This is a genomic window from Pseudomonas sp. LF020, assembly GCF_053456425.1.
This window is the reverse complement of the sequence record NZ_JBRFIX010000003.1, coordinates 295,227-315,033: the sequence shown is the minus strand read 5'-3', so window position 1 is coordinate 315,033 and position 19,807 is coordinate 295,227. Positions and strand designations below refer to the sequence as shown.

The 19,807-nt window shown below is 61.0% G+C and carries 19 protein-coding genes; 12 read left to right on the top strand and 7 right to left on the bottom strand.

Translation table 11 applies throughout. The features are described from left to right. The first annotated feature begins 5 nt into the window (after positions 1 to 5). The 7 genes from ACU680_RS09170 to ACU680_RS09140 all read left to right on the top strand — a co-directional run bounded on the left by ACU680_RS09170 (position 6) and on the right by ACU680_RS09140 (position 6,109). Complete coding sequence (locus ACU680_RS09170) at positions 6 to 1,103, top strand: amino acid ABC transporter permease (RefSeq protein WP_041064780.1); 1,098 nt, start codon at positions 6 to 8, stop codon at positions 1,101 to 1,103. Between the two features lie 13 nt (positions 1,104 to 1,116). Then, positions 1,117 to 1,881 (top strand): amino acid ABC transporter ATP-binding protein, encoded by a 765-nt coding sequence (locus ACU680_RS09165; protein ID WP_003221897.1) that lies wholly within the window; start codon positions 1,117 to 1,119, stop codon positions 1,879 to 1,881. Positions 1,882 to 2,115: 234 nt separating this feature from the next. Then, positions 2,116 to 2,775 (top strand): FadR/GntR family transcriptional regulator, encoded by a 660-nt coding sequence (locus ACU680_RS09160; protein ID WP_448179260.1) that lies wholly within the window; start codon positions 2,116 to 2,118, stop codon positions 2,773 to 2,775. After that, positions 2,765 to 4,051 (top strand): CynX/NimT family MFS transporter, encoded by a 1,287-nt coding sequence (locus tag ACU680_RS09155; RefSeq protein WP_448179259.1) that lies wholly within the window; start codon positions 2,765 to 2,767, stop codon positions 4,049 to 4,051. The genes ACU680_RS09160 and ACU680_RS09155 overlap by 11 nt, the downstream gene beginning before the upstream one ends. A 225-nt stretch (positions 4,052 to 4,276) precedes the next feature. Then, complete coding sequence (locus ACU680_RS09150) at positions 4,277 to 4,747, top strand: nuclear transport factor 2 family protein (RefSeq protein ID WP_448179258.1); 471 nt, start codon at positions 4,277 to 4,279, stop codon at positions 4,745 to 4,747. A gap of 39 nt (positions 4,748 to 4,786) precedes the next feature. Next, positions 4,787 to 5,089 carry a GIY-YIG nuclease family protein gene (locus ACU680_RS09145; RefSeq protein WP_448179257.1) on the top strand — a complete coding sequence of 101 codons (303 nt, stop codon included), beginning with the start codon at positions 4,787 to 4,789 and terminating at the stop codon, positions 5,087 to 5,089. 84 nt (positions 5,090 to 5,173) lie between these two features. Continuing rightward, positions 5,174 to 6,109, top strand: coding sequence for a glutathione S-transferase family protein (locus tag ACU680_RS09140; protein ID WP_448179256.1), 936 nt, complete (start codon positions 5,174 to 5,176; stop codon positions 6,107 to 6,109). Between the two features lie 162 nt (positions 6,110 to 6,271). On the opposite strand, the gene ACU680_RS09135 is transcribed toward ACU680_RS09140, so the two are convergent. Further along, positions 6,272 to 6,622: a glutaredoxin family protein gene (locus ACU680_RS09135; RefSeq protein WP_115986579.1), complete on the bottom strand. Its 351-nt coding sequence runs from the start codon at positions 6,620 to 6,622 to the stop codon at positions 6,272 to 6,274. Next, complete coding sequence (gene yejK / locus ACU680_RS09130; RefSeq protein ID WP_108592630.1) at positions 6,622 to 7,626, bottom strand: nucleoid-associated protein YejK; 1,005 nt, start codon at positions 7,624 to 7,626, stop codon at positions 6,622 to 6,624. The genes ACU680_RS09135 and yejK overlap by 1 nt, the downstream gene beginning before the upstream one ends. Before the next feature lie 54 nt (positions 7,627 to 7,680). Here yejK and ACU680_RS09125 point away from each other — a divergent pair, with 54 nt between their 5' ends. Next, positions 7,681 to 8,109, top strand: coding sequence for a hypothetical protein (locus ACU680_RS09125; protein ID WP_448179255.1), 429 nt, complete (start codon positions 7,681 to 7,683; stop codon positions 8,107 to 8,109). Positions 8,110 to 8,156: 47 nt separating this feature from the next. Continuing rightward, the gene (locus ACU680_RS09120) at positions 8,157 to 8,438 is read left to right on the top strand and encodes an HU family DNA-binding protein (RefSeq protein ID WP_003221909.1); all 282 of its coding nucleotides are present in this window, start codon (positions 8,157 to 8,159) and stop codon (positions 8,436 to 8,438) included. Between the two features lie 179 nt (positions 8,439 to 8,617). Here the strand turns inward: ACU680_RS09120 and rlmF are convergent, their stop codons facing one another. The 5 genes from rlmF to ACU680_RS09095 all read right to left on the bottom strand — a co-directional run bounded on the left by rlmF (position 8,618) and on the right by ACU680_RS09095 (position 15,349). Continuing rightward, entirely contained in the window at positions 8,618 to 9,637 is a 1,020-nt protein-coding gene (gene rlmF, locus ACU680_RS09115) for a 23S rRNA (adenine(1618)-N(6))-methyltransferase RlmF (RefSeq protein ID WP_041064757.1), read from the bottom strand. Between the two features lie 225 nt (positions 9,638 to 9,862). After that, positions 9,863 to 12,709, bottom strand: coding sequence for a valine--tRNA ligase (locus ACU680_RS09110; RefSeq protein WP_007965170.1), 2,847 nt, complete (start codon positions 12,707 to 12,709; stop codon positions 9,863 to 9,865). A gap of 265 nt (positions 12,710 to 12,974) precedes the next feature. Beyond that, positions 12,975 to 13,361 (bottom strand): hypothetical protein, encoded by a 387-nt coding sequence (locus ACU680_RS09105; RefSeq protein WP_007965168.1) that lies wholly within the window; start codon positions 13,359 to 13,361, stop codon positions 12,975 to 12,977. 8 nt (positions 13,362 to 13,369) lie between these two features. Then, positions 13,370 to 13,798 (bottom strand): DNA polymerase III subunit chi, encoded by a 429-nt coding sequence (locus ACU680_RS09100; RefSeq protein ID WP_400760994.1) that lies wholly within the window; start codon positions 13,796 to 13,798, stop codon positions 13,370 to 13,372. Positions 13,799 to 13,858: 60 nt separating this feature from the next. Then, positions 13,859 to 15,349, bottom strand: a complete 1,491-nt coding sequence (locus ACU680_RS09095; RefSeq protein ID WP_027610952.1) for a leucyl aminopeptidase — start codon at positions 15,347 to 15,349, stop codon at positions 13,859 to 13,861. 308 nt (positions 15,350 to 15,657) lie between these two features. On the opposite strand from ACU680_RS09095, the gene lptF reads away from it, so the two are divergent. The 3 genes from lptF (at position 15,658) to lepA (ending at position 19,802) form a co-directional block, all read left to right on the top strand. Then, positions 15,658 to 16,779, top strand: a complete 1,122-nt coding sequence (gene lptF / locus ACU680_RS09090; RefSeq protein WP_258678562.1) for an LPS export ABC transporter permease LptF — start codon at positions 15,658 to 15,660, stop codon at positions 16,777 to 16,779. Further along, on the top strand, positions 16,772 to 17,833 hold the full coding sequence (gene lptG / locus ACU680_RS09085; RefSeq protein WP_007965162.1) for an LPS export ABC transporter permease LptG: 1,062 nt from the start codon (positions 16,772 to 16,774) through the stop codon (positions 17,831 to 17,833). Before lptF ends, lptG begins: the two co-directional genes overlap by 8 nt. Positions 17,834 to 18,005: 172 nt before the next feature. Next, on the top strand, positions 18,006 to 19,802 hold the full coding sequence (gene lepA, locus ACU680_RS09080; protein ID WP_003221926.1) for a translation elongation factor 4: 1,797 nt from the start codon (positions 18,006 to 18,008) through the stop codon (positions 19,800 to 19,802). Positions 19,803 to 19,807 lie beyond the last annotated feature (5 nt).

The following is a 19,807-nucleotide window of genomic DNA, read 5'->3' as shown; positions in this document are numbered from 1 at the left end:
CGCGCATGACAACCCATACTTTCAAACCCGACATGCCACCGCCGGCCAAGGTCTTCGGCCCGATGGCGTGGATACGCGCGAACATGTTCTCCAGCTGGCTCAACACCCTGCTGACCCTGTTTGCGTTCTACCTGATTTATCTCGTCGTGCCGCCGATCCTCAGCTGGGCGATCCTCGATGCCAACTGGGTCGGCACCACCCGCGCCGACTGCACCAAGGATGGCGCCTGCTGGGTGTTCATTCAGCAGCGCTTCGGCCAGTTCATGTACGGCTACTACCCGGTGGAACTGCGCTGGCGCGTTGACCTCACGGTGTGGCTGGCAGTGCTCGGCGTGGCGCCGCTGTTCATCTCGCGCTTCCCGCGTAAAGCGGTGTACGGCCTGAGCTTTCTGGTGATCTACCCGATTGTCGCCTGGTGCCTGCTGCACGGTGGCGTGTTCGGCCTCGACGCCGTGGCGACCAGCCAGTGGGGCGGACTGATGCTGACCCTGGTCATCGCCACCGTGGGTATCGCCGGCGCCTTGCCGCTGGGGATCATTCTGGCGCTGGGCCGGCGCTCGAACATGCCGGCGATTCGCGTGGTGTGCGTGACGTTCATCGAGTTCTGGCGTGGCGTGCCGCTGATCACCGTGCTGTTCATGTCCTCGGTGATGCTGCCGCTGTTCCTGCCCGAAGGCATGAACTTCGACAAGCTGCTGCGGGCGTTGATCGGGGTGATCCTGTTCCAGTCGGCCTACGTCGCCGAAGTGGTGCGCGGCGGTCTGCAAGCGATCCCCAAAGGTCAGTACGAAGCGGCTGCGGCGATGGGCCTCGGTTACTGGCGCGCGATGGGCCTGGTGATTCTGCCGCAGGCCTTGAAGCTGGTAATCCCCGGCATCGTCAACACCTTCATTGCGCTGTTCAAGGACACCAGCCTGGTGATCATCATCGGCCTGTTCGACCTGCTCAACAGCGTCAAGCAAGCCGCTGCCGACCCGAAATGGCTGGGCATGGCCACCGAAGGCTACGTATTCGCCGCCCTGGTGTTCTGGATTTTCTGTTTTGGTATGTCGCGCTATTCCATGCATCTGGAACGCAAGCTCGACACTGGCCACAAGCGTTAGGAGTTCTCTGTAAATGAGCGAAGCAATCAAAAAGCCTGTCGGCCCTGAAGGCATTATCCAGATGCAGGGCGTGAACAAGTGGTACGGCCAGTTCCACGTGCTGAAAGACATCAACCTCAACGTCAAGCAGGGCGAGCGCATCGTCCTGTGCGGTCCGTCGGGTTCCGGCAAGTCGACCACCATCCGCTGCCTCAATCGTCTGGAAGAACACCAGCAGGGTCGCATCGTTGTCGACGGCGTGGAGCTGACCAACGACCTCAAGCAGATCGAAGCGATTCGCCGCGAAGTCGGCATGGTGTTCCAGCACTTCAACCTGTTCCCGCACCTGACCATCCTGCAGAACTGCACGCTGGCGCCGATGTGGGTGCGCAAGATGCCCAAGCGCAAGGCCGAGGAAATCGCCATGCATTACCTGGAGCGCGTACGCATTCCGGAGCAGGCGCATAAATTCCCCGGGCAACTGTCCGGCGGTCAGCAACAGCGCGTGGCGATTGCTCGCGCGCTGTGCATGAAACCGAAAATCATGCTGTTCGACGAACCGACCTCGGCCCTCGACCCGGAGATGGTCAAAGAGGTACTGGACACCATGATCGGCCTCGCCGAAGACGGCATGACCATGCTCTGCGTGACCCACGAAATGGGCTTCGCCCGCACCGTGGCCAATCGGGTGATCTTCATGGACAAGGGCGAGATCGTCGAGCAGGCGGCACCGAATGACTTCTTCGACAATCCGCAGAATGACCGTACCAAGCTGTTCCTGAGCCAGATCCTGCATTGATTTCAGGTTGATGCACCAGACAAACCCGGCCCAGTGCCGGGTTTTCTTTTGCCCACGATTTTCATTTTTCCCCTGTAGGAGCTGCCGCAGGCTGCGATCTTTTGACGTTGATCGTTAAACACAAGATCAAAAGATCGCAGCCTGCGGCAGCTCCTACACGGGGTTGTATGAACCCGGCCAGCTGACTAAGATGTCAGAAAATTCATCCTATGATTGGATGAAAGGGCGAATTTCATGACAGACATCTCACCTTTGATCAAGCGATCCCTGGTCGATCAGGCCCTGGATCAGTTGCGCCAACGCATCACCGATGGCGTGTGGCAGGTCGGCGAACGGCTGCCGACGGAGCCTGAGCTGTGCGCCGATTTGGGCATCAGTCGCAACACCGTGCGCGAAGCCATGCGCGTGCTGGCGTTTTCCGGGTTGATCGAAATCCGTCAGGGCGATGGCAGTTACCTGCGGGCGGTGGTCGATCCGATGGACACGCTCAAGGCGTTGTCCCGTTGCTCGCTGGAGCAGGCGCGCGAGACCCGGCACATTCTCGAAGTGGAAGCGATCGGCCTGGCCGCGCTGCGTCGCACCGATGAAGACCTGCTCGCGCTGCGCGAAGCGCTCGGCACCAGCGGCAGCCATTACCACGGCGATCTCGACACTTACATTTCCTGCGATCTGGTGTTCCACCGCCGTCTGGTGGACGCCGCGCACAACCCGACCCTCAGCGAGTTGTATCGCTATTTCTCCAGCATCGTCGGCGCGCAATTGCGCCAGACGCTGAACATCGTCCCGCGCCGTCAGGAAGTGTTCGACCTGCACATCGAGTTGCTCGATGCCGTCGAACAACGCGACCCGGAACGGGCCAAAGCCATATCGAGGCAGTTGATCAATGAACCTTGAAAGCGAGAAAAACCTCCCAATCCCCAAGCGCACGGCGGAGCTCGAAGAGCTGCTGATCGACGCCGAGGCCGATGACGAGCAAGTGCAGCAAAGCCATCCGCTGGTGCGCCGGCCGTGGCTGTTGTTGCTGGGGCTGATTCTGGTGGCGCTGAACCTGCGCCCGGCGCTGTCGAGCATGGCGCCGCTGCTCAGCGAAGTGTCGAAAAGCCTTGGTCTGTCTGCGGCGCAGGCCGGTTTGCTGACCACGCTGCCGGTGCTGTGCCTGGGCTTGTTCGCGCCGCTGGCGCCGATTCTGGCACGGCGTTTCGGCGCTGAACGGGTGGTGCTGGGGATTCTGCTGACCCTGGCCGGCGGGATCATCATGCGCAGCAATTTCGGTGAGATCGGGCTGTTTGCTGGCAGCGTGCTGGGGGGGGCGAGCATCGGCATCATCGGCGTGCTGCTGCCGGGTATCGTCAAACGCGACTTCGCCAAACACGCCGGGACCATGACTGGCGTGTACACCATGGCGCTGTGCCTGGGCGCGGCGATGGCGGCGGGTTCCACCGTGCCGTTGAGCGAGCACTTCGACCACAGCTGGGCGCTGGGCCTGGGCTTCTGGGTAATCCCTGCGTTGGTGGCGGCGGTCTTCTGGTTGCCGCAAGTCGGGCAGAAACACGGCGCGCACAACGTCGCCTATCGGGTGCGTGGGCTGCTGCGCGATCCTCTGGCGTGGCAAGTGACCTTGTACATGGGCCTGCAATCGTCGTTGGCGTACATCGTGTTCGGCTGGTTGCCGTCGATCCTGATCGGCCGCGGCCTGACTCCGACCCAGGCCGGTCTGGTACTGTCCGGCTCGGTGATCATCCAGCTCGCCAGTTCGCTGGCTGCACCGTGGCTGGCGACCCGGGGCAAGGATCAGCGTCTGGCGATCGTGGTGGTGATGGCGCTGACCCTCGGTGGTCTGTTCGGTTGCCTGTATGCGCCGATTGAAGGGCTGTGGGGCTGGGCGATTCTGCTGGGTCTGGGGCAGGGCGGTACGTTCAGCCTGGCGCTGACCCTGATCGTGCTGCGCTCGCGGGATTCACACGTCGCGGCGAACCTGTCGAGCATGTCCCAGGGCTTCGGCTACACCTTGGCGTCGATGGGGCCATTCGCGGTCGGTGTGGTGCATGACTGGACCGGCGGCTGGAATGCGGTGGGCTGGATTTTCGGCATCATTGGCACCGGTGCGATCATTGCCGGGCTGGGTGCCGGCCGGGCACTGTACGTGCAAGTGCAAAGCGAAAAAATCTGACACCTGTAGGAGCTGCGGCACGCTGCGATCTTTTGATCTTTTGATCTTTTGATCTTTTGATCTTTTGATCTTTAAGATTTTCAAGATCAACATCAAAAGATCGCAGCGTGCCGCAGCTCCTACAGGATTTGTGTGCTGCGGGTATTCGCTCTGCGAATGCCGATAGTGTTTCTGCGATTTGCAGCTTATCGTGCTGGCAATCTGTCCATTTCCCGGAGTTTGCCCATGAGCGAAGCCCACGCCGCGTTGATCACCCGCTTCTATCAGGCCTTCCAGCGCCTCGACGCCGAGGCCATGGCCGCGTGCTACACCGACGATGTGGTATTCAGCGATCCGGCCTTCGGTGAGCTGCGCGGGCGCGATGCCGGCGACATGTGGCGCATGCTCACCACTCGGGCCAAGGACTTCTCCCTGACCTTCGACAATGTCCGCGCCGACGAGCGCAGCGGCGGCGCGCACTGGGTGGCGACTTACCTGTTCAGCCAGACCGGCAACGTGGTGATCAACGATATCCAGGCGCGCTTCGTCTTTCGCGACGGCAAGATCTGCGAACACCACGACTACTTCGACCTGTGGCGCTGGTCGCGGCAGGCGTTGGGTTTCAAAGGCTTGCTGCTGGGCTGGACACCGCTGGTGCGCAACGCGGTCCGTGCGCAGGCGCTGAAAGGGCTGAAGGCATTTCAGGCCGGTCGCTGATAAGATCGCGGCCTGTTTCCTACACGTCCAGATCCCGAAGTGACCAGCCTCAGCGAAAAACCGGTTGAAGTCGTCGAGCCAGCGAGCAAGGCCTGGTTCGTCTACCTCGTGCGCGCGGCCAACGGTTCGCTGTATTGCGGGATCAGCGACGACCCGGTGCGCCGCTTCGCCAAGCATCAGAGCGGCAAGGGCGCACGCTTTTTCCTGTCCAGCCCGGCGATGGCGCTGGTCTACACCGAACTCTGTCGGGACAAGAGCGATGCGCTGCGCCAGGAACGGCTGATCAAAAAGCTGCGCAAGAGCGCCAAGGAATGTCTGGTCGCGTCTTATCAATCTGACTGATCGGTTCCCATCAGGTAGATCTGTAGGCTGCTAATCAAATGCGCGCTAAGCTGCCGACTCACTTTCTGTGCGGCGGAGCCGAGCATGTCCGAGTTGATTCTGCATCATTACCCGACCTCTCCATTTGCCGAAAAGGCTCGCCTGCTGCTGGGTTTCAAAGGCTTGTCCTGGCGCTCGGTGCACATCTCGCCGGTGATGCCCAAGCCGGATCTGACCGCGCTGACTGGCGGCTACCGCAAGACCCCGGTGTTGCAGATCGGCGCCGACATCTATTGCGACACGTCGTTGATCGCCCGTCGTCTGGAGCAGGAAAAGGCCCTGCCGGCGTTTTTCCCCGAAGGCCAGGAAATGATCAGCGCCAGTTTCGCGGCATGGGCCGACTCGGTGGTGTTTCAGCATGCCGTCAGCCTGGTGTTCCAGCCGGAATCGGTGGCGGTGCGTTTCGGCAAGTTGCCGCCGGAAGCGATCAAGGCGTTCATTGCTGACCGTGCTGGATTGTTCAGTGGTGGCACGGCAACCAAACTGTCCGCCGAGCAGGCCAAGCACCAATGGCCAACGCTCATGGCGCGGCTGGAGCAGCAGTTGCAGCGCGAGCAGGGCGACTTCCTGTTCGGCGAGCCGTCGATTGCCGACTTCGCCCTGGCGCATCCGCTGTGGTTCCTCAAGGCGACGCACGTCACTGCGCCGTTGGTCGATGAATATCCGGCTGTGACTGCCTGGCTGGGGCGTGTGCTGGGCTTTGGTCATGGTGCAGCGAGTGCGATGACTGCCGAGGAGGCGCTGGAAGTCGCGCGCAACTCCACGCCGGCGACGCTGCCGGATGAGCAGTTTTTCGATCCGAACGGCTTCAAGGCGGGGCAGCAGGTGGCGATTGCTGCGACAGACTACGGGGTTGACCCGGTGGTGGGTGAGTTGCTGTTTGCTGGCCGCGAAGAGCTGATCCTGCGTCGTGAAGATCCGCGTGGCGGTGGGGTGCATGTGCACTTCCCGCGCTTTGGTTTCCGTATCGAAGCCAAGTAACGGTTACACACAACATCCTGTGGCGAGGGAGCTTGTCGAATCGTCGCACCGTCCCGCTCGACTGCGCAGCAGTCGTAAACCTGCGAACGTGTTCTCGCCCGGAAAAGCGGGGGCCGCTTCGCAGCCCAGCGGGAGCAAGCTCCCTCGCCACAGGTGTGTGTGTTACTTCAGGGCGGCGAGGATCTCGTCCGGGTCGAACCCACGAATCAACGTGCCATTCACGTCAATCAGCGGAATCCCGCGCCCACCCAGCGCCTCATACGCCTTGCGCGCCTCGGCGTCCTTCTCGATGTCGAATTCCTTGAAGGGAATCCCCTTGCTGTCGAGAAAACGCTTGGTCTGCTTGCAGTAGCCGCACCAGTCGGTGGCATACAGCACAACACGGGCCTGCGCCCGCGTCTGCTCGGAGACCATCTGCGACGGGTTGAACACCCGCTCGATCTTGCCCCAGTTCTGATAGACCACCACCACCAGGAGAACCAGCGCAACCTTCTTCAGCACATTGCCGAGCATCAGTTGCGGCGCTTGAGCTGATCGGTGAGCGAGGTCGGCAGGCCCTTGATGATCAGGGTGCCAGCCTCTTCGTCGTACTCGATCTTCGAGCCCAGCAGGTGCGCCTCAAAGCTGATCGACAGGCCTTCGGCGCGGCCGGTGAAGCGGCGGAACTGGTTGAGGGTGCGTTTGTCCGCCGGAATCTCCGGCGACAGGCCGTAGTCTTTGTTGCGGATGTGGTCGTAGAAGGCTTTCGGCCGCTCTTCGTCGATCAGCTCCGACAGCTCTTCCAGACCCATCGGCTCGCCGAGCTTGGCCTGGCTGCTGGCGTAATCGACCAGGGTCTTGGTTTTCTCGCGGGCGGAGTCTTCCGGCAGGTCTTCGCTCTCGACGAAGTCGCTGAAGGCCTTGAGCAGGGTGCGGGTTTCGCCCGGGCCGTCGACGCCTTCCTGGCAGCCGATGAAGTCGCGGAAGTATTCCGAAACCTTCTTGCCGTTCTTGCCCTTGATGAACGAGATGTACTGCTTGGACTGCTTGTTGTTCTGCCACTCGGAGACGTTGATCCGCGCCGCCAGGTGCAACTGGCCGAGGTCGAGGTGACGCGACGGGGTCACGTCCAGCTCATCGGTCACCGCCACGCCTTCGCTGTGGTGCAACAGGGCGATCGCGAGGTAATCGGTCATGCCTTGCTGATAGTGGGCGAACAGCACGTGGCCGCCGACTGACAGGTTCGATTCTTCCATCAGCTTTTGCAGATGCTCGACCGCGACTTTGCTGAACGCGGTGAAGTCCTTGCCGCCGTCCATGTATTCCTTCAGCCAGCCGCTGAACGGGAACGCACCGGATTCCGGATGGAACAGACCCCAGGCTTTGCCCTGTTTGGCGTTGTAGCTCTCGTTGAGGTCGGCGAGCATGTTCTCGATGGCCGCGGATTCAGCGAGCTCTGTATCACGGGCGTGCAGAACTGCGGGCGTGCCGTCGGGTTTTTTGTCGATCAGGTGGACGATGCAATGACGGATCGGCATGGGCTTCTCGGCTGGTGGAAGGGAGGAGGGCAGGCTCCCCCGAAAAAGCGCCCAGTGTACCGCAAACTCCATCCGAGACTCCCTGTAGGAGCTGCCGAAGGCTGCGATCTTTTGACTTTGATTTTTCAAAAACAAGATCAAAAGATCGCAGCCTGCGGCAGCTCCTACAAAAACAGGGCGCAGCAAAAAATTGCGGCCCATGGCGGCGTAATCAGGGGGTGGAAGGGCAAATCCGGGGCAAGTGCCCGGCCTTATGCAGTTTTTTACCGATTTAGAGCAATAAAGCTGACCAAATGGGTAGCTAGAGGCGGATATTTCCCCGTCTCTGTGCTAGTTTTGCCCGGTCTTACGCGAAGTCACTGCGTTAAGCGTGCATTCAGCATTTGTCAGGTCGAACCAAACCCTGATTTCGGCATCTATAACCCGACTCGTCGTGGTTATCGCCGAGGGTGCCAGATCCAGAAGATCGGGCTCGATGGCTGACACTGCACTCTGCAATCCATATGAATTTGATAGGGAAGGAACACTACATGGCTCTTACTAAAGACCAACTGATCGCCGACATCGCTGAAGCTATCGACGCGCCGAAAACCACCGCGCGTAACGCTCTGGACCAACTGGGCCAAATCGTTGCTGATCAGCTGGAAAATGGCGGCGAAATCACCTTGCCAGGTATCGGCAAGCTGAAAGTGACCGAGCGTCCTGCCCGCACTGGCCGTAACCCTTCGACTGGCGCTGCCATCGAAATCCCTGCCAAGAAAGTGATCAAGCTGGTTGTGGCCAAAGGCCTGACCGACGCTGTGAACAAGTAAGACGCAGCGAAAAAAAACCGTGCACCGGAGTGATCCGGGCACGGTTTTTTTGTGCCTGCGATTTGGCGTGGTGCTACGCCGCCCTGTAGGAGCTGACGAGTGAAACGAGGCTGCGATCTTTTGATCTTGTTTTCAAGCAGGATCAAAAGATCGCAGCGTGCCGCAGCTCCTACACAGAATCAGCGAACCCAGCGCTCGCGCCGCCAGATCTGCTGCTCGGACTTGGTCTGGAAGGTCCACGCCACGAAGCGGCTCTGTTTCTGCCCTTGCGACATCTCCACCACCTGACTTTCCAGCACACCGGCCTTTTTCAGGGCGGTTTCGATGGCGGGCAGGTTCGAGGCTTTCGACACCAGGGTGCTGAACCACAGCACCTTGTGCTGGAAGTTCGCGCTCTCGGCGATCAGTTGGGTCACGAAACGCGCTTCGCCGCCTTCACACCACAGCTCGGCGGACTGACCACCGAAGTTCAGCACCGGCAGTTTGCGTTTCGGATCGGCCTTGCCCAGTGCGCGCCATTTGCGCTCGCTGCCCTTGGTCGCCTCTTCCATCGAAGCGTGGAACGGCGGGTTGCACATGGTCAGGTCAAAGCGCTCGCCCGGCTCCAGCAAGCCGATCAGGATGTGCTTGCGGTTTTCCTGCTGGCGTAGCTGGATCACCTTGTTCAGCCCGTTGGACTGGACGATGGCTCGGGCGGCAGCCACGGCGGTCGGATCGATTTCCGAACCGAGGAAGTGCCAGCGGTATTCGCTGTTACCGATCAGCGGATACACGCAGTTGGCGCCCATGCCGATGTCCAGCACGTTGACGATTGCACCACGCGGCACCTTGCCGTCGTTCATGCTCGCCAGCAAGTCCGCGAGGAAGTGCACGTAGTCGGCACGACCCGGCACCGGCGGGCAGAGATAATCGGCCGGGATGTCCCAATGCTCGATGCCATAAAACGCCTTGAGCAGCGCCCGGTTGAACACGCGCACCGCGTCGGGGCTGGCGAAGTCGATGCTTTCCTTGCCGTACGGGTTGGTGATCACGAATTTCGCCAGTTCCGGCGTGGTCTTGATCAGCGCCGGGAAGTCGTAACGACCCTGATGGCGATTGCGCGGGTGCAGGCTGGCCTTTTCACGCGGCTCGACGGCTTTGGCCGGGGTCGCGGCATCAGGCTTCTTGCGCGCAGGTTTGGGTGTGCGGGGGGCGTTCATGGGTGTGATCGATTCGGGTATGGCTGAAAGTGACGGGTATTGTCCCACATCCAGCCGCTGTGAACCCCATTCCCTGTAGGAGCTGCCGCAGGCTGCGATCTTTTGATCTTGTTTTTAAAAAACAGAGTCAAAAGATCGCAGCCTGCGGCAGCTCCTACAGGGGGTTGGTGTTCTGGAATGAAAAAGGGAGGCCACTTGGCCTCCCTTTTTGATTGCGGCTTGCCCTTACAGGCTGGAAATCCGCGCGTGCTGCTCGGCCAGTTTGCCCAAGGCCTGTTCAGCCTCGGCCAGTTTGGCGCGTTCCTTCTCGATGACTTCGGCCGGGGCCTTGTCAACGAAACCGGCGTTCGACAGCTTGCCGCCAACCCGCTGGACTTCGCCCTGCAGACGCAGGATTTCCTTGTCCAGACGTGCCAGTTCGGCGCCCTTGTCGATCAGACCGGCCATCGGCACCAGCACTTCCATCTCGCCGACCAGCGCGGTGGCGGACAGCGGCGCTTCTTCACCGGCGGCGAGTACGGTGATCGATTCCAGGCGCGCCAGCTTCTTCAGCAGCGCCTCGTTCTCGGTCAGACGGCGCTGGTCTTCAGCGCTGACGTTCTTCAGGTAGATCGGCAGCGGCTTGCCCGGGCCGATGTTCATTTCGCCACGGATGTTACGCGTGCCGAGCATCAGGCCTTTGAGCCACTCGATGTCGTCTTCGGCCGCCGGATCGATGCGCTCTTCGTTGGCCACCGGCCACGGTTGCAGCATGATCGTCTTGCCCTGAATGCCGGCCAGCGGCGCGATGCGCTGCCAGATTTCTTCAGTGATGAACGGCATGAACGGATGCGCCAGACGCAGCGCCACTTCCAGCACGCGCACCAGCGTGCGACGGGTGCCGCGCTGACGTTCGACCGGCGCGTTTTCGTCCCACAGCACTGGCTTGGACAATTCCAGGTACCAGTCGCAGTACTGGTTCCAGATGAACTCGTACAGCGCTTGCGCGGCGAGGTCGAAACGGAACTGATCCAGTTGGCGGGTCACTTCGGCTTCGGTGCGCTGCAGCTGCGAGATGATCCAGCGATCCGCCAGCGACAGCTCGTAGGCTTCGCCGTTCTGGCCGCAGTCTTCGCCTTTGTCCAGAACATAACGCGCGGCGTTCCAGATCTTGTTGCAGAAGTTGCGATAGCCTTCGACGCGGCCCATGTCGAACTTGATGTCGCGACCGGTGGACGCCAGCGAGCAGAAAGTGAAGCGCAGGGCGTCGGTGCCGTAGCTGGCGATGCCGTCGGCGAACTCGTCGCGGGTCTGCTTCTCGATCTTCTTCGCCAGTTTCGGCTGCATCATGCCGGAGGTGCGTTTCTGCACCAGGGCTTCCAGCTCGATACCGTCGATGATGTCCAGCGGGTCCAGGACGTTGCCCTTGGACTTGGACATCTTCTGGCCCTGGCCATCACGCACCAGACCGTGCACGTAAACGGTCTTGAACGGTACTTGCGGGGTACCGTCCTCGTTCTTGATCAGGTGCATTGTCAGCATGATCATCCGGGCAACCCAGAAGAAAATGATGTCGAAACCGGTGACCAGCACGTCGGTGGAGTGGAATTTCTTCAGGAATTCGGTCTTTTCCGGCCAGCCGAGGGTGGAGAACGTCCACAGACCCGAGCTGAACCAGGTGTCGAGCACGTCGTTGTCCTGTTGCAGTGCAACGTCCGGGCCGAGGTTGTGCTTGGCGCGCACTTCGGCTTCGTCGCGACCGACGTAGACCTTGCCCGACTCGTCGTACCAGGCCGGAATCCGGTGGCCCCACCACAGCTGACGGCTGATGCACCAGTCCTGGATGTCGCGCATCCACGAGAAGTACATGTTTTCGTACTGCTTGGGCACGAACTGGATACGGCCGTCTTCAACGGCAGCAATCGCCGGCTCAGCCAGCGGTTTGGTCGACACGTACCACTGGTCGGTCAGCCACGGCTCGATCACGGTACCGGAACGGTCGCCTTTCGGCACTTTCAGGTTGTGATCGTCGACGCTGACCAGCAGGCCGGCGGCGTCGAACGCGGCAACGATCTGCTTGCGCGCTTCGAAACGCTCGAGACCGGCGTACTCGGCCGGGATCTTGCCGTCGATGCTGTCGTTCAGCGTGCCGTCGAGGTTGAACACCTGGGCTGCTGGCAGCACGTTGGCGTTCTTGTCGAAGATGTTCAGCAGCGGCAGGTTGTGCCGCTTGCCGACTTCGTAGTCATTAAAATCGTGGGCCGGGGTGATTTTCACGCAGCCGGTGCCGAATTCTGGATCGCAGTAATCGTCGGCGATGATCGGGATGCGGCGGCCAACCAGTGGCAGCTCGACGAATTTGCCGATCAGGGCTTTGTAGCGCTCATCGTTCGGGTTAACCGCGACGGCAGAGTCGCCGAGCATGGTTTCCGGACGGGTGGTCGCGACGATCAGGAAATCGTTGCCTTCAGCGGTTTTCGCGCCGTCGGCCAGCGGGTACTTGAGGTTCCACAGGAAACCTTTTTCGTCGTGGTTTTCCACTTCGAGGTCGGAAATCGCCGTGTGCAGCTTGGTGTCCCAGTTGACCAGGCGCTTACCGCGGTAGATCAGACCGTCTTCGTGCAGGCGCACGAAGGCTTCTTTGACCGCTTCCGAGAGACCGTCGTCCATGGTGAAGCGCTCGCGGCTCCAGTCCACGGACGAGCCGAGGCGGCGGATCTGACGGCTGATGTTGCCGCCGGACTGATCCTTCCACTCCCAGACTTTCTCGAGGAATTTCTCGCGGCCCAGGTCATGGCGGTTCTGGCCGGTGGCTTCGAGTTGACGCTCCACCAGCATCTGCGTGGCGATACCGGCATGGTCGGTGCCCGGCTGCCACAGGGTGTTGCGACCCTGCATGCGGCGGAAACGGATCAGGGCGTCCATGATCGCGTTGTTGAAACCGTGCCCCATGTGCAGGCTGCCGGTGACGTTCGGCGGCGGGATCATGATGGTGTAGGAATCGCCCGCGCCTTGCGGTGCGAAATAGTTCTCGGACTCCCAGGTGTTGTACCAGGAAGTTTCAATGGCGTGCGGCTGGTAGGTCTTATCCATGCGCGGCGGGACCCTATTGGCATTTATTCAGGAAAAGCCGGGAAGTATAGCGGGGCATGGGGCCGAGGGCGAGCGGGGCGGGCCGGATGGAGATCTAAATGTGGTCGCGAACTCTGTGGCGAGGGAGCTTGCTCCCGCTCGGCTGCGCAGCAGTCGTAACACGGCCACGCAGGCTTCGTGGACAAAACACTGTTGAATGGTTTTGGGGGGCGCTTCGCACCCCAACGGGAGCAAGCTCCCTCGCCACAAAATACCGGGGGCCGGACTATTCGTATTGGCTCAGCAACCGTTCCATCCGCGCCTCGAGGCGGCGTTTGATTTCGGTTTCGATGTGCGGCGCGAAGTCGTCGAGCACGTCCTGCATGATCAATTGCGCGGCGGCGCGCAGTTCGCTGTCCAGGTGCAGCAGGGCGTCCGGGCCTTTATCCACAGGCGCAACAGCAGGTGCCGGGGCCGGAGCGGGTGGTGGTTCGATGGCGGGCGGCGTGGCGTCGACGGCCTCGAACAACATCGGAATCTGTTCCTGTTCGCCATCCTCGACCGTGTCGGTCAGCAGTGGCGGTTGCAGGTTGTCATCGCCGAGCAACTGACGGATCGATTCGAGATCGTCCAGCAGGTGTGCGGGCTTTTGCAGCGGTTTTGGAGTGTCCATCGGCGTACTCAGAGTCGCTGTAAACGGTGATCTTGCAGAGGATAGCCCTGTTCGCGGTAGAAACGGAAACTCTCCCGTGCCGCCGCGCGAATCGTCGGATCTTCCACCACCACTTCCGCCACCCGGGCGAATTGGCTGGCGAAGGTCGGGACTTTCAGGTCGAGGTTGACCAGCAGATCCTGATGTCCGCCGCAGTCAGCACCCAGTCCCAGCACGATCAAACCGTCCGCTTCACTCTCGGCAGGGCCGTGGGGCACGAAGGTTTCACCCTTGAACGCCCACAGGCGCGCATCGAGGTCGTCACGCTGAGCGGCATCGCTGCAATGCAGGTAGATGCGGTGGCCCATGCGCCAGGCTTTCTCGGTGAGCTTGCAGGCAAAGTCCAGGCGAGCCGAAGGGTCGGCGCTGGGCAGGATGTAGAAGTCGACTTTGGTCATTGCGGTTCCTGAGCCTTGAGCGGCGTCACCGTAGAGTGACGCCGCCCAGGTTCATCGGTTTCAGGCTTTGGCGCGGTCCAGCAGGTATTGGGTCAGCAGCGGAACCGGACGGCCGGTGGCGCCCTTGTCCTTACCGCCGCTGGTCCACGCGGTGCCCGCGATGTCCAGGTGCGCCCAGTTGAGGTTCTTGGTGAAGCGCGACAGGAAGCACGCGGCAGTGATGGTGCCGGCCTTCGGCCCGCCAATGTTGGCGATGTCGGCGAACGGGCTGTCCAGTTGCTCCTGGTATTCGTCGAACAGCGGCAGCTGCCAGGCGCGGTCATCAGCGGCTTTACCGGCGCTGAGCAGTTGCTCGATCAGCTCGTCGTTGTTGCCCAGCAGGCCAGACGTGTGTGCACCGAGTGCAACCACACAGGCACCGGTCAGGGTGGCGATGTCGATCACCGCTTGCGGCTTGAAGCGCTCGGAATAGGTCAGGGCATCGCACAGCACCAGACGGCCTTCGGCGTCGGTGTTGAGGATTTCCACGGTCTGGCCGCTCATGGTGGTGACGATGTCGCCCGGACGCGAGGCATTGCCGCTCGGCATGTTTTCCGCGCAGGCGAGGATGCACACCAGATTGATCGGCAGCTTCAACTCAAGCACGGCACGCAGGGTCCCGAACACCGAGGCCGCGCCGCCCATGTCGTACTTCATTTCGTCCATGCCGGCGCCCGGCTTCAGGCTGATGCCGCCGGTGTCGAAGGTGATGCCTTTACCGACCAGCGCGTAAGGCTTCTCGGATTTTTTGCCACCGTTGTATTGCATGACGATCAGGCGCGGCGGCTGGGCGCTGCCCTGGCCAACGGCGTAGAACGAGCCCATGCCGAGGGATTTGATCTTCTTCTCGTCGAGGACTTCGACTTTCAGATCCTTGAACTCTTTGCCGAGGTTCTTCGCTTGCTCGCCGAGGAAGGTCGGGTGGCAGATGTTCGGCGGCAGGTTGCCCAGATTACGGGTGAAGGCCATGCCGTTGGCGATCGCGGTGGCGTGGTTCACGGCGCGCTGCACTTCAGCCTGAGCAGCCTTGATGGTCAGCAGGGTGATTTTCTTCAGGGCGCGCGGTTCGGCTTTCTGGCTCTTGAACTGGTCGAAGGTGTATTCGCCGTCCACCAGGGTTTCCGCCAGCAGGCGGGTTTTGCCGTAGCTGTCGCGGTTCTTGACGATGATTTCATCCAGCGCCAGCACGGCGTCGCTGCCGCCCAGGCCTTTGAGCGTATTGAGGATGCCGGCAACGATTTTGCGGAACGGACGGTCGCCCAGTTCTTCATCCTTGCCCACGCCGACCAGCAGCACGCGTTCGGCTTTCAGGTTCGGCAGGCTATGCAGCAGCAGGCTTTGACCGACCTTGCCGGCCAGGTCGCCACGCTTGAGCACGGCGCTGATCGCGCCACCGCTCAACTCGTCGACCTGTCTGGCAGCCACGCCGAGTTTGCGGCCTTCGCCGACGGCAACCACCAGGGTGGCGGTTTTCAACGTTTCTGGGCTAACGCTTTTTACAACCAGTTCCATGTCCGGATCCCTGAATGAATGGTCAACACACAGGCGCTCGACGGTGTCCGCAGTCGCCTGCTTATAGATAGAAGAGGCGCAGGTCTGTGCCTGCGACGAAGGCGGCAGTTTGAACCTCGCTCACCGCGCCTGACAACCCTCGGTTGTGCGATCTTCAACGGAATCTACGCTTGGGTGAGTGTGCGCAGTGACAGGCGCCCTCAATCACAGGATAATGCCGCATCTTTTTTCGACGGCTCTGCCTTGCGGGCCGGTCGAGACGTTTGCTTGTTTGGCCGCCTTAGCCTGACAACCCTGGAGTGTCTGGTTTGATCGTCTTCCGTTATCTGTCCCGTGAAGTGATGTTGACCCTGAGCGCCGTCAGCGCCGTGCTGCTGGTCATCATCATGAGCGGTCGCTTCATCAAATACCTTGCCCAGGCCGCTGCGGGCCAACTCGATCCGGGATCGCTGTTCCTGATCATGGGTTACCGTCTGCCGGGCTTCATGCAGCTGATCCTGCCGTTGGGCCTGTTTCTCGGGATCCTGCTGGCTTACGGCCGGTTGTACCTCGAAAGCGAAATGACCGTGCTTTCGGCCACCGGCATGAGTCAGCAGCGTCTGCTGCGCATGACCCTGTTCCCGGCGACGCTGGTAGCACTGGTGGTGGCGTGGCTGAGCCTGAGTCTGGCCCCGCAAGGCGCCAACCAGTTTCAGTTGCTGCTGAACAAGCAGGACGCCCTGACAGAGTTCGATACCCTCGAGCCTGGCCGTTTTCAGGCTTTGCGTGACGGCACTCGGGTGACCTACACCGAAAGCCTGACCGACGACCGCGTCAACCTCGGCGGCGTGTTCATCTCGCAGAAAAATCTCGGGGCCAATCAGAAGGACCGCGGGATTTCCGTGCTGGTGGCCGAAAAGGGCCGTCAGGAGATCCACTCGGACGGCAACCGCTACCTGATCCTGCACAATGGCTATCGCTATGACGGCAGCCCGGGTCAGGCCGATTACCGCGCGATCAAATACGACACCTACGGCGTATTGCTGCCAAAACCCGACGCCAGTGACGAAGTCACCGACCGTGACGCGATCCCGACTTCGACCCTGCTGGGCGCCGACGACGAGCGTTCCAGGGCCGAGCTGCAATGGCGAATTTCGTTGCCGTTGCTGGTCTTCATCGTGACCCTGATGGCGGTGCCGCTGTCGCGGGTCAATCCGCGTCAGGGCCGTTTCCTGAAGCTGCTGCCGGCGATTCTTCTTTATATGGCTTACCTGACTATCCTGATTGCCGCCCGCGGCGCCCTCGAAAAAGGCAAGATCCCACCGGCCCTTGGCCTGTGGTGGGTGCACGGGATCTTCCTGGTCATCGGTCTCGGCCTGCTGTACTGGGAGCCGTTGCGCCTGAAGCTGGCCAGCCGTCGCAGCGCTGCGCTGGAGGTGGCCCGTGGTTAAACTCGACCGCTACATCGGCAGCAGCGTATTCGTGGCGATCATCGCCGTGCTGGCGATCATTCTGGGTCTGGCGACCCTGTTCGCCTTCATCGACGAGATGAGCGACGTCAGCGATACCTACACATTGACCGACGTGCTGAGCTTCGTCCTGCTCACCGCGCCGCGTCGCCTGTATGAAATGTTGCCGATGGCCGCGCTGATCGGCTGTCTGATCGGCCTCGGCAGTCTGGCCAGCAGCAGCGAGCTGACGGTCATGCGTGCCGCGGGTGTGTCCATCGGGCGCATCGTCTGGGCGGTCATGAAGCCAATGCTGGTGCTCATGTTGGCCGGCGTACTGATCGGCGAATACGTGGCGCCGGCGACCGAAAGCATGGCCCAAGCCAATCGCTCGCTGGCGCAAGGCAGTGGCGACGCGCAGAGCGCCAAGCACGGCATGTGGCACCGTCAGGGTGAGGAATTCATCCATATCAACGCCGTGCAACCCGACGGCCTGTTGTATGGCGTGACCCGCTATCACTTCGACAAAGAGCGTCACTTGCTCAGTTCCAGCTTCGCCAAGCGTGCGGAGTTCGACGGCAAGCGCTGGCTGCTCAGCGACGTGACCACCACGGTGTTCCACGAGCGCAGCACCGAAGTGGTGAACGCGCCGAGCGAGGAGTGGGACGTGTCGCTGAGCCCGCAATTGCTCAACACAGTGGTGATGGCGCCTGAGTCGCTGTCGATTTCCGGTCTGTGGGGCTACATCCACTATCTGGCGGATCAGGGCCTGAGCAACGGCCGCTACTGGCTGGCATTTTGGGTCAAGGTGTTGCAGCCGCTGGTCACCGCCGCGCTGGTGCTGATGGCGATCTCCTTCATCTTCGGTCCGTTGCGCTCGGTGACCCTCGGGCAGCGGGTGTTCACCGGCGTGCTGGTGGGCTTCACCTTCCGCATCGTCCAGGATCTGCTCGGCCCGTCGAGCCTGGTGTTCGGTTTCTCGCCGCTGTTCGCGGTGCTGGTGCCGGCCACGGTCTGTGCATTGGCGGGTGTGTGGTTGCTGCGACGGGCCGGTTGATGGCCGCGTTGTTGCCAACGCTTTAACCGCGAAAACGCCTCGGTCGACAGATCGGGGCGTTTTCGTATGCAATCGGGGTGACAGGCGAACGTGACGCTTGCGCCGTGTATCAGGTACAATTCCCGGCTATTTTTCGGCGGGCCAAGCCTGCAGCCTTTTTGAGTGTTGATCCGTGAGTGATTTGAGTCATATCCGCAATTTCTCCATCATCGCCCACATTGACCATGGCAAGTCGACGCTGGCTGACCGTTTCATCCAGATGTGCGGTGGCCTGGCCGAGCGTGAAATGGAAGCCCAGGTACTGGATTCCATGGATCTGGAGCGCGAACGCGGGATCACCATCAAGGCCCACAGCGTTACCCTCTATTACAAAGCCAAAGACGGCGTCACCTACCAGCTGAACTTCATTGACACCCCGGGCCACGTCGACTTCACCTACGAAGTCAGCCGTTCCCTGGCCGCGTGTGAAGGGGCATTGCTGGTGGTCGATGCCGGTCAGGGTGTTGAAGCCCAGTCCGTGGCCAACTGCTACACCGCCATCGAGCAAGGCCTCGAAGTCATGCCGGTGCTGAACAAGATCGACCTGCCACAGGCCGAACCGGACCGCGTCAAGGACGAGATCGAGAAGATCATCGGCATCGACGCCACCGACGCCGTCACCTGCAGCGCCAAGACCGGCCTGGGTGTCGACGAAGTGCTCGAGCGTCTGGTCGCGACCATTCCTGCGCCGACCGGCAATATCGAAGATCCGCTGCAAGCGTTGATCATCGACTCCTGGTTCGACAACTACCTGGGCGTTGTCTCCCTGGTGCGCGTGCGTCATGGCCGCGTGAAGAAGGGCGACAAGATCCTGGTGAAATCCACCGGCAAGATCCACCTGGTCGACAGCGTCGGTGTATTCAACCCGAAGCACACCGCTACCGCGGACCTCAAGGCTGGCGAAGTGGGCTTCATCATCGCCAGCATCAAGGACATTCACGGTGCACCGGTCGGTGACACCCTGACCCTGAGCTCGACCCCGGATGTGCCGGTTCTGCCCGGTTTCAAACGCATCCAGCCGCAGGTTTACGCCGGCCTGTTCCCGGTCAGCTCCGACGACTTCGAGGACTTCCGCGAAGCGCTGCAGAAACTGACCCTGAACGACTCGTCGCTGCAGTACACCCCGGAAAGCTCCGACGCCCTGGGCTTCGGCTTCCGTTGCGGGTTCCTCGGCATGCTGCACATGGAGATCATCCAGGAGCGCCTGGAGCGCGAATACGACCTGGACCTGATCACCACCGCGCCAACGGTAATTTTCGAGCTGGTGCTGAAAACCGGTGAAACGATTTACGTCGACAACCCATCCAAGCTTCCGGATGTGTCGGCAATCGAAGACATGCGCGAGCCGATCGTGCGGGCCAACATCCTGGTTCCGCAGGAACACCTGGGCAACGTCATCACCCTGTGCATCGAGAAACGCGGCGTACAGGTCGACATGCTGTTCCTCGGCAATCAGGTTCAAGTGACCTACGACCTGCCGATGAACGAAGTGGTCCTGGACTTCTTCGATCGCCTCAAATCCACCAGCCGCGGCTATGCTTCGCTGGATTACCATTTCGATCGTTACCAATCGGCTAATCTGGTGAAACTGGACGTGCTGATCAACGGTGACAAGGTCGACGCCCTGGCGTTGATCGTGCACCGTGACAATTCGCACTTCAAAGGTCGCCAGTTGACCGAGAAGATGAAAGAACTGATTCCTCGTCAGATGTTCGACGTGGCGATCCAGGCGGCCATTGGCGGTCAGATCGTTGCCCGGACAACCGTCAAGGCACTCAGAAAGAACGTATTGGCCAAATGCTACGGCGGTGACGTAAGCCGTAAGAAAAAGCTGCTTGAAAAGCAAAAGGCCGGTAAGAAACGCATGAAGCAGGTCGGCAACGTGGAAATTCCACAAGAAGCCTTCCTTGCCGTGCTCAGGTTGGAATAGTCAGG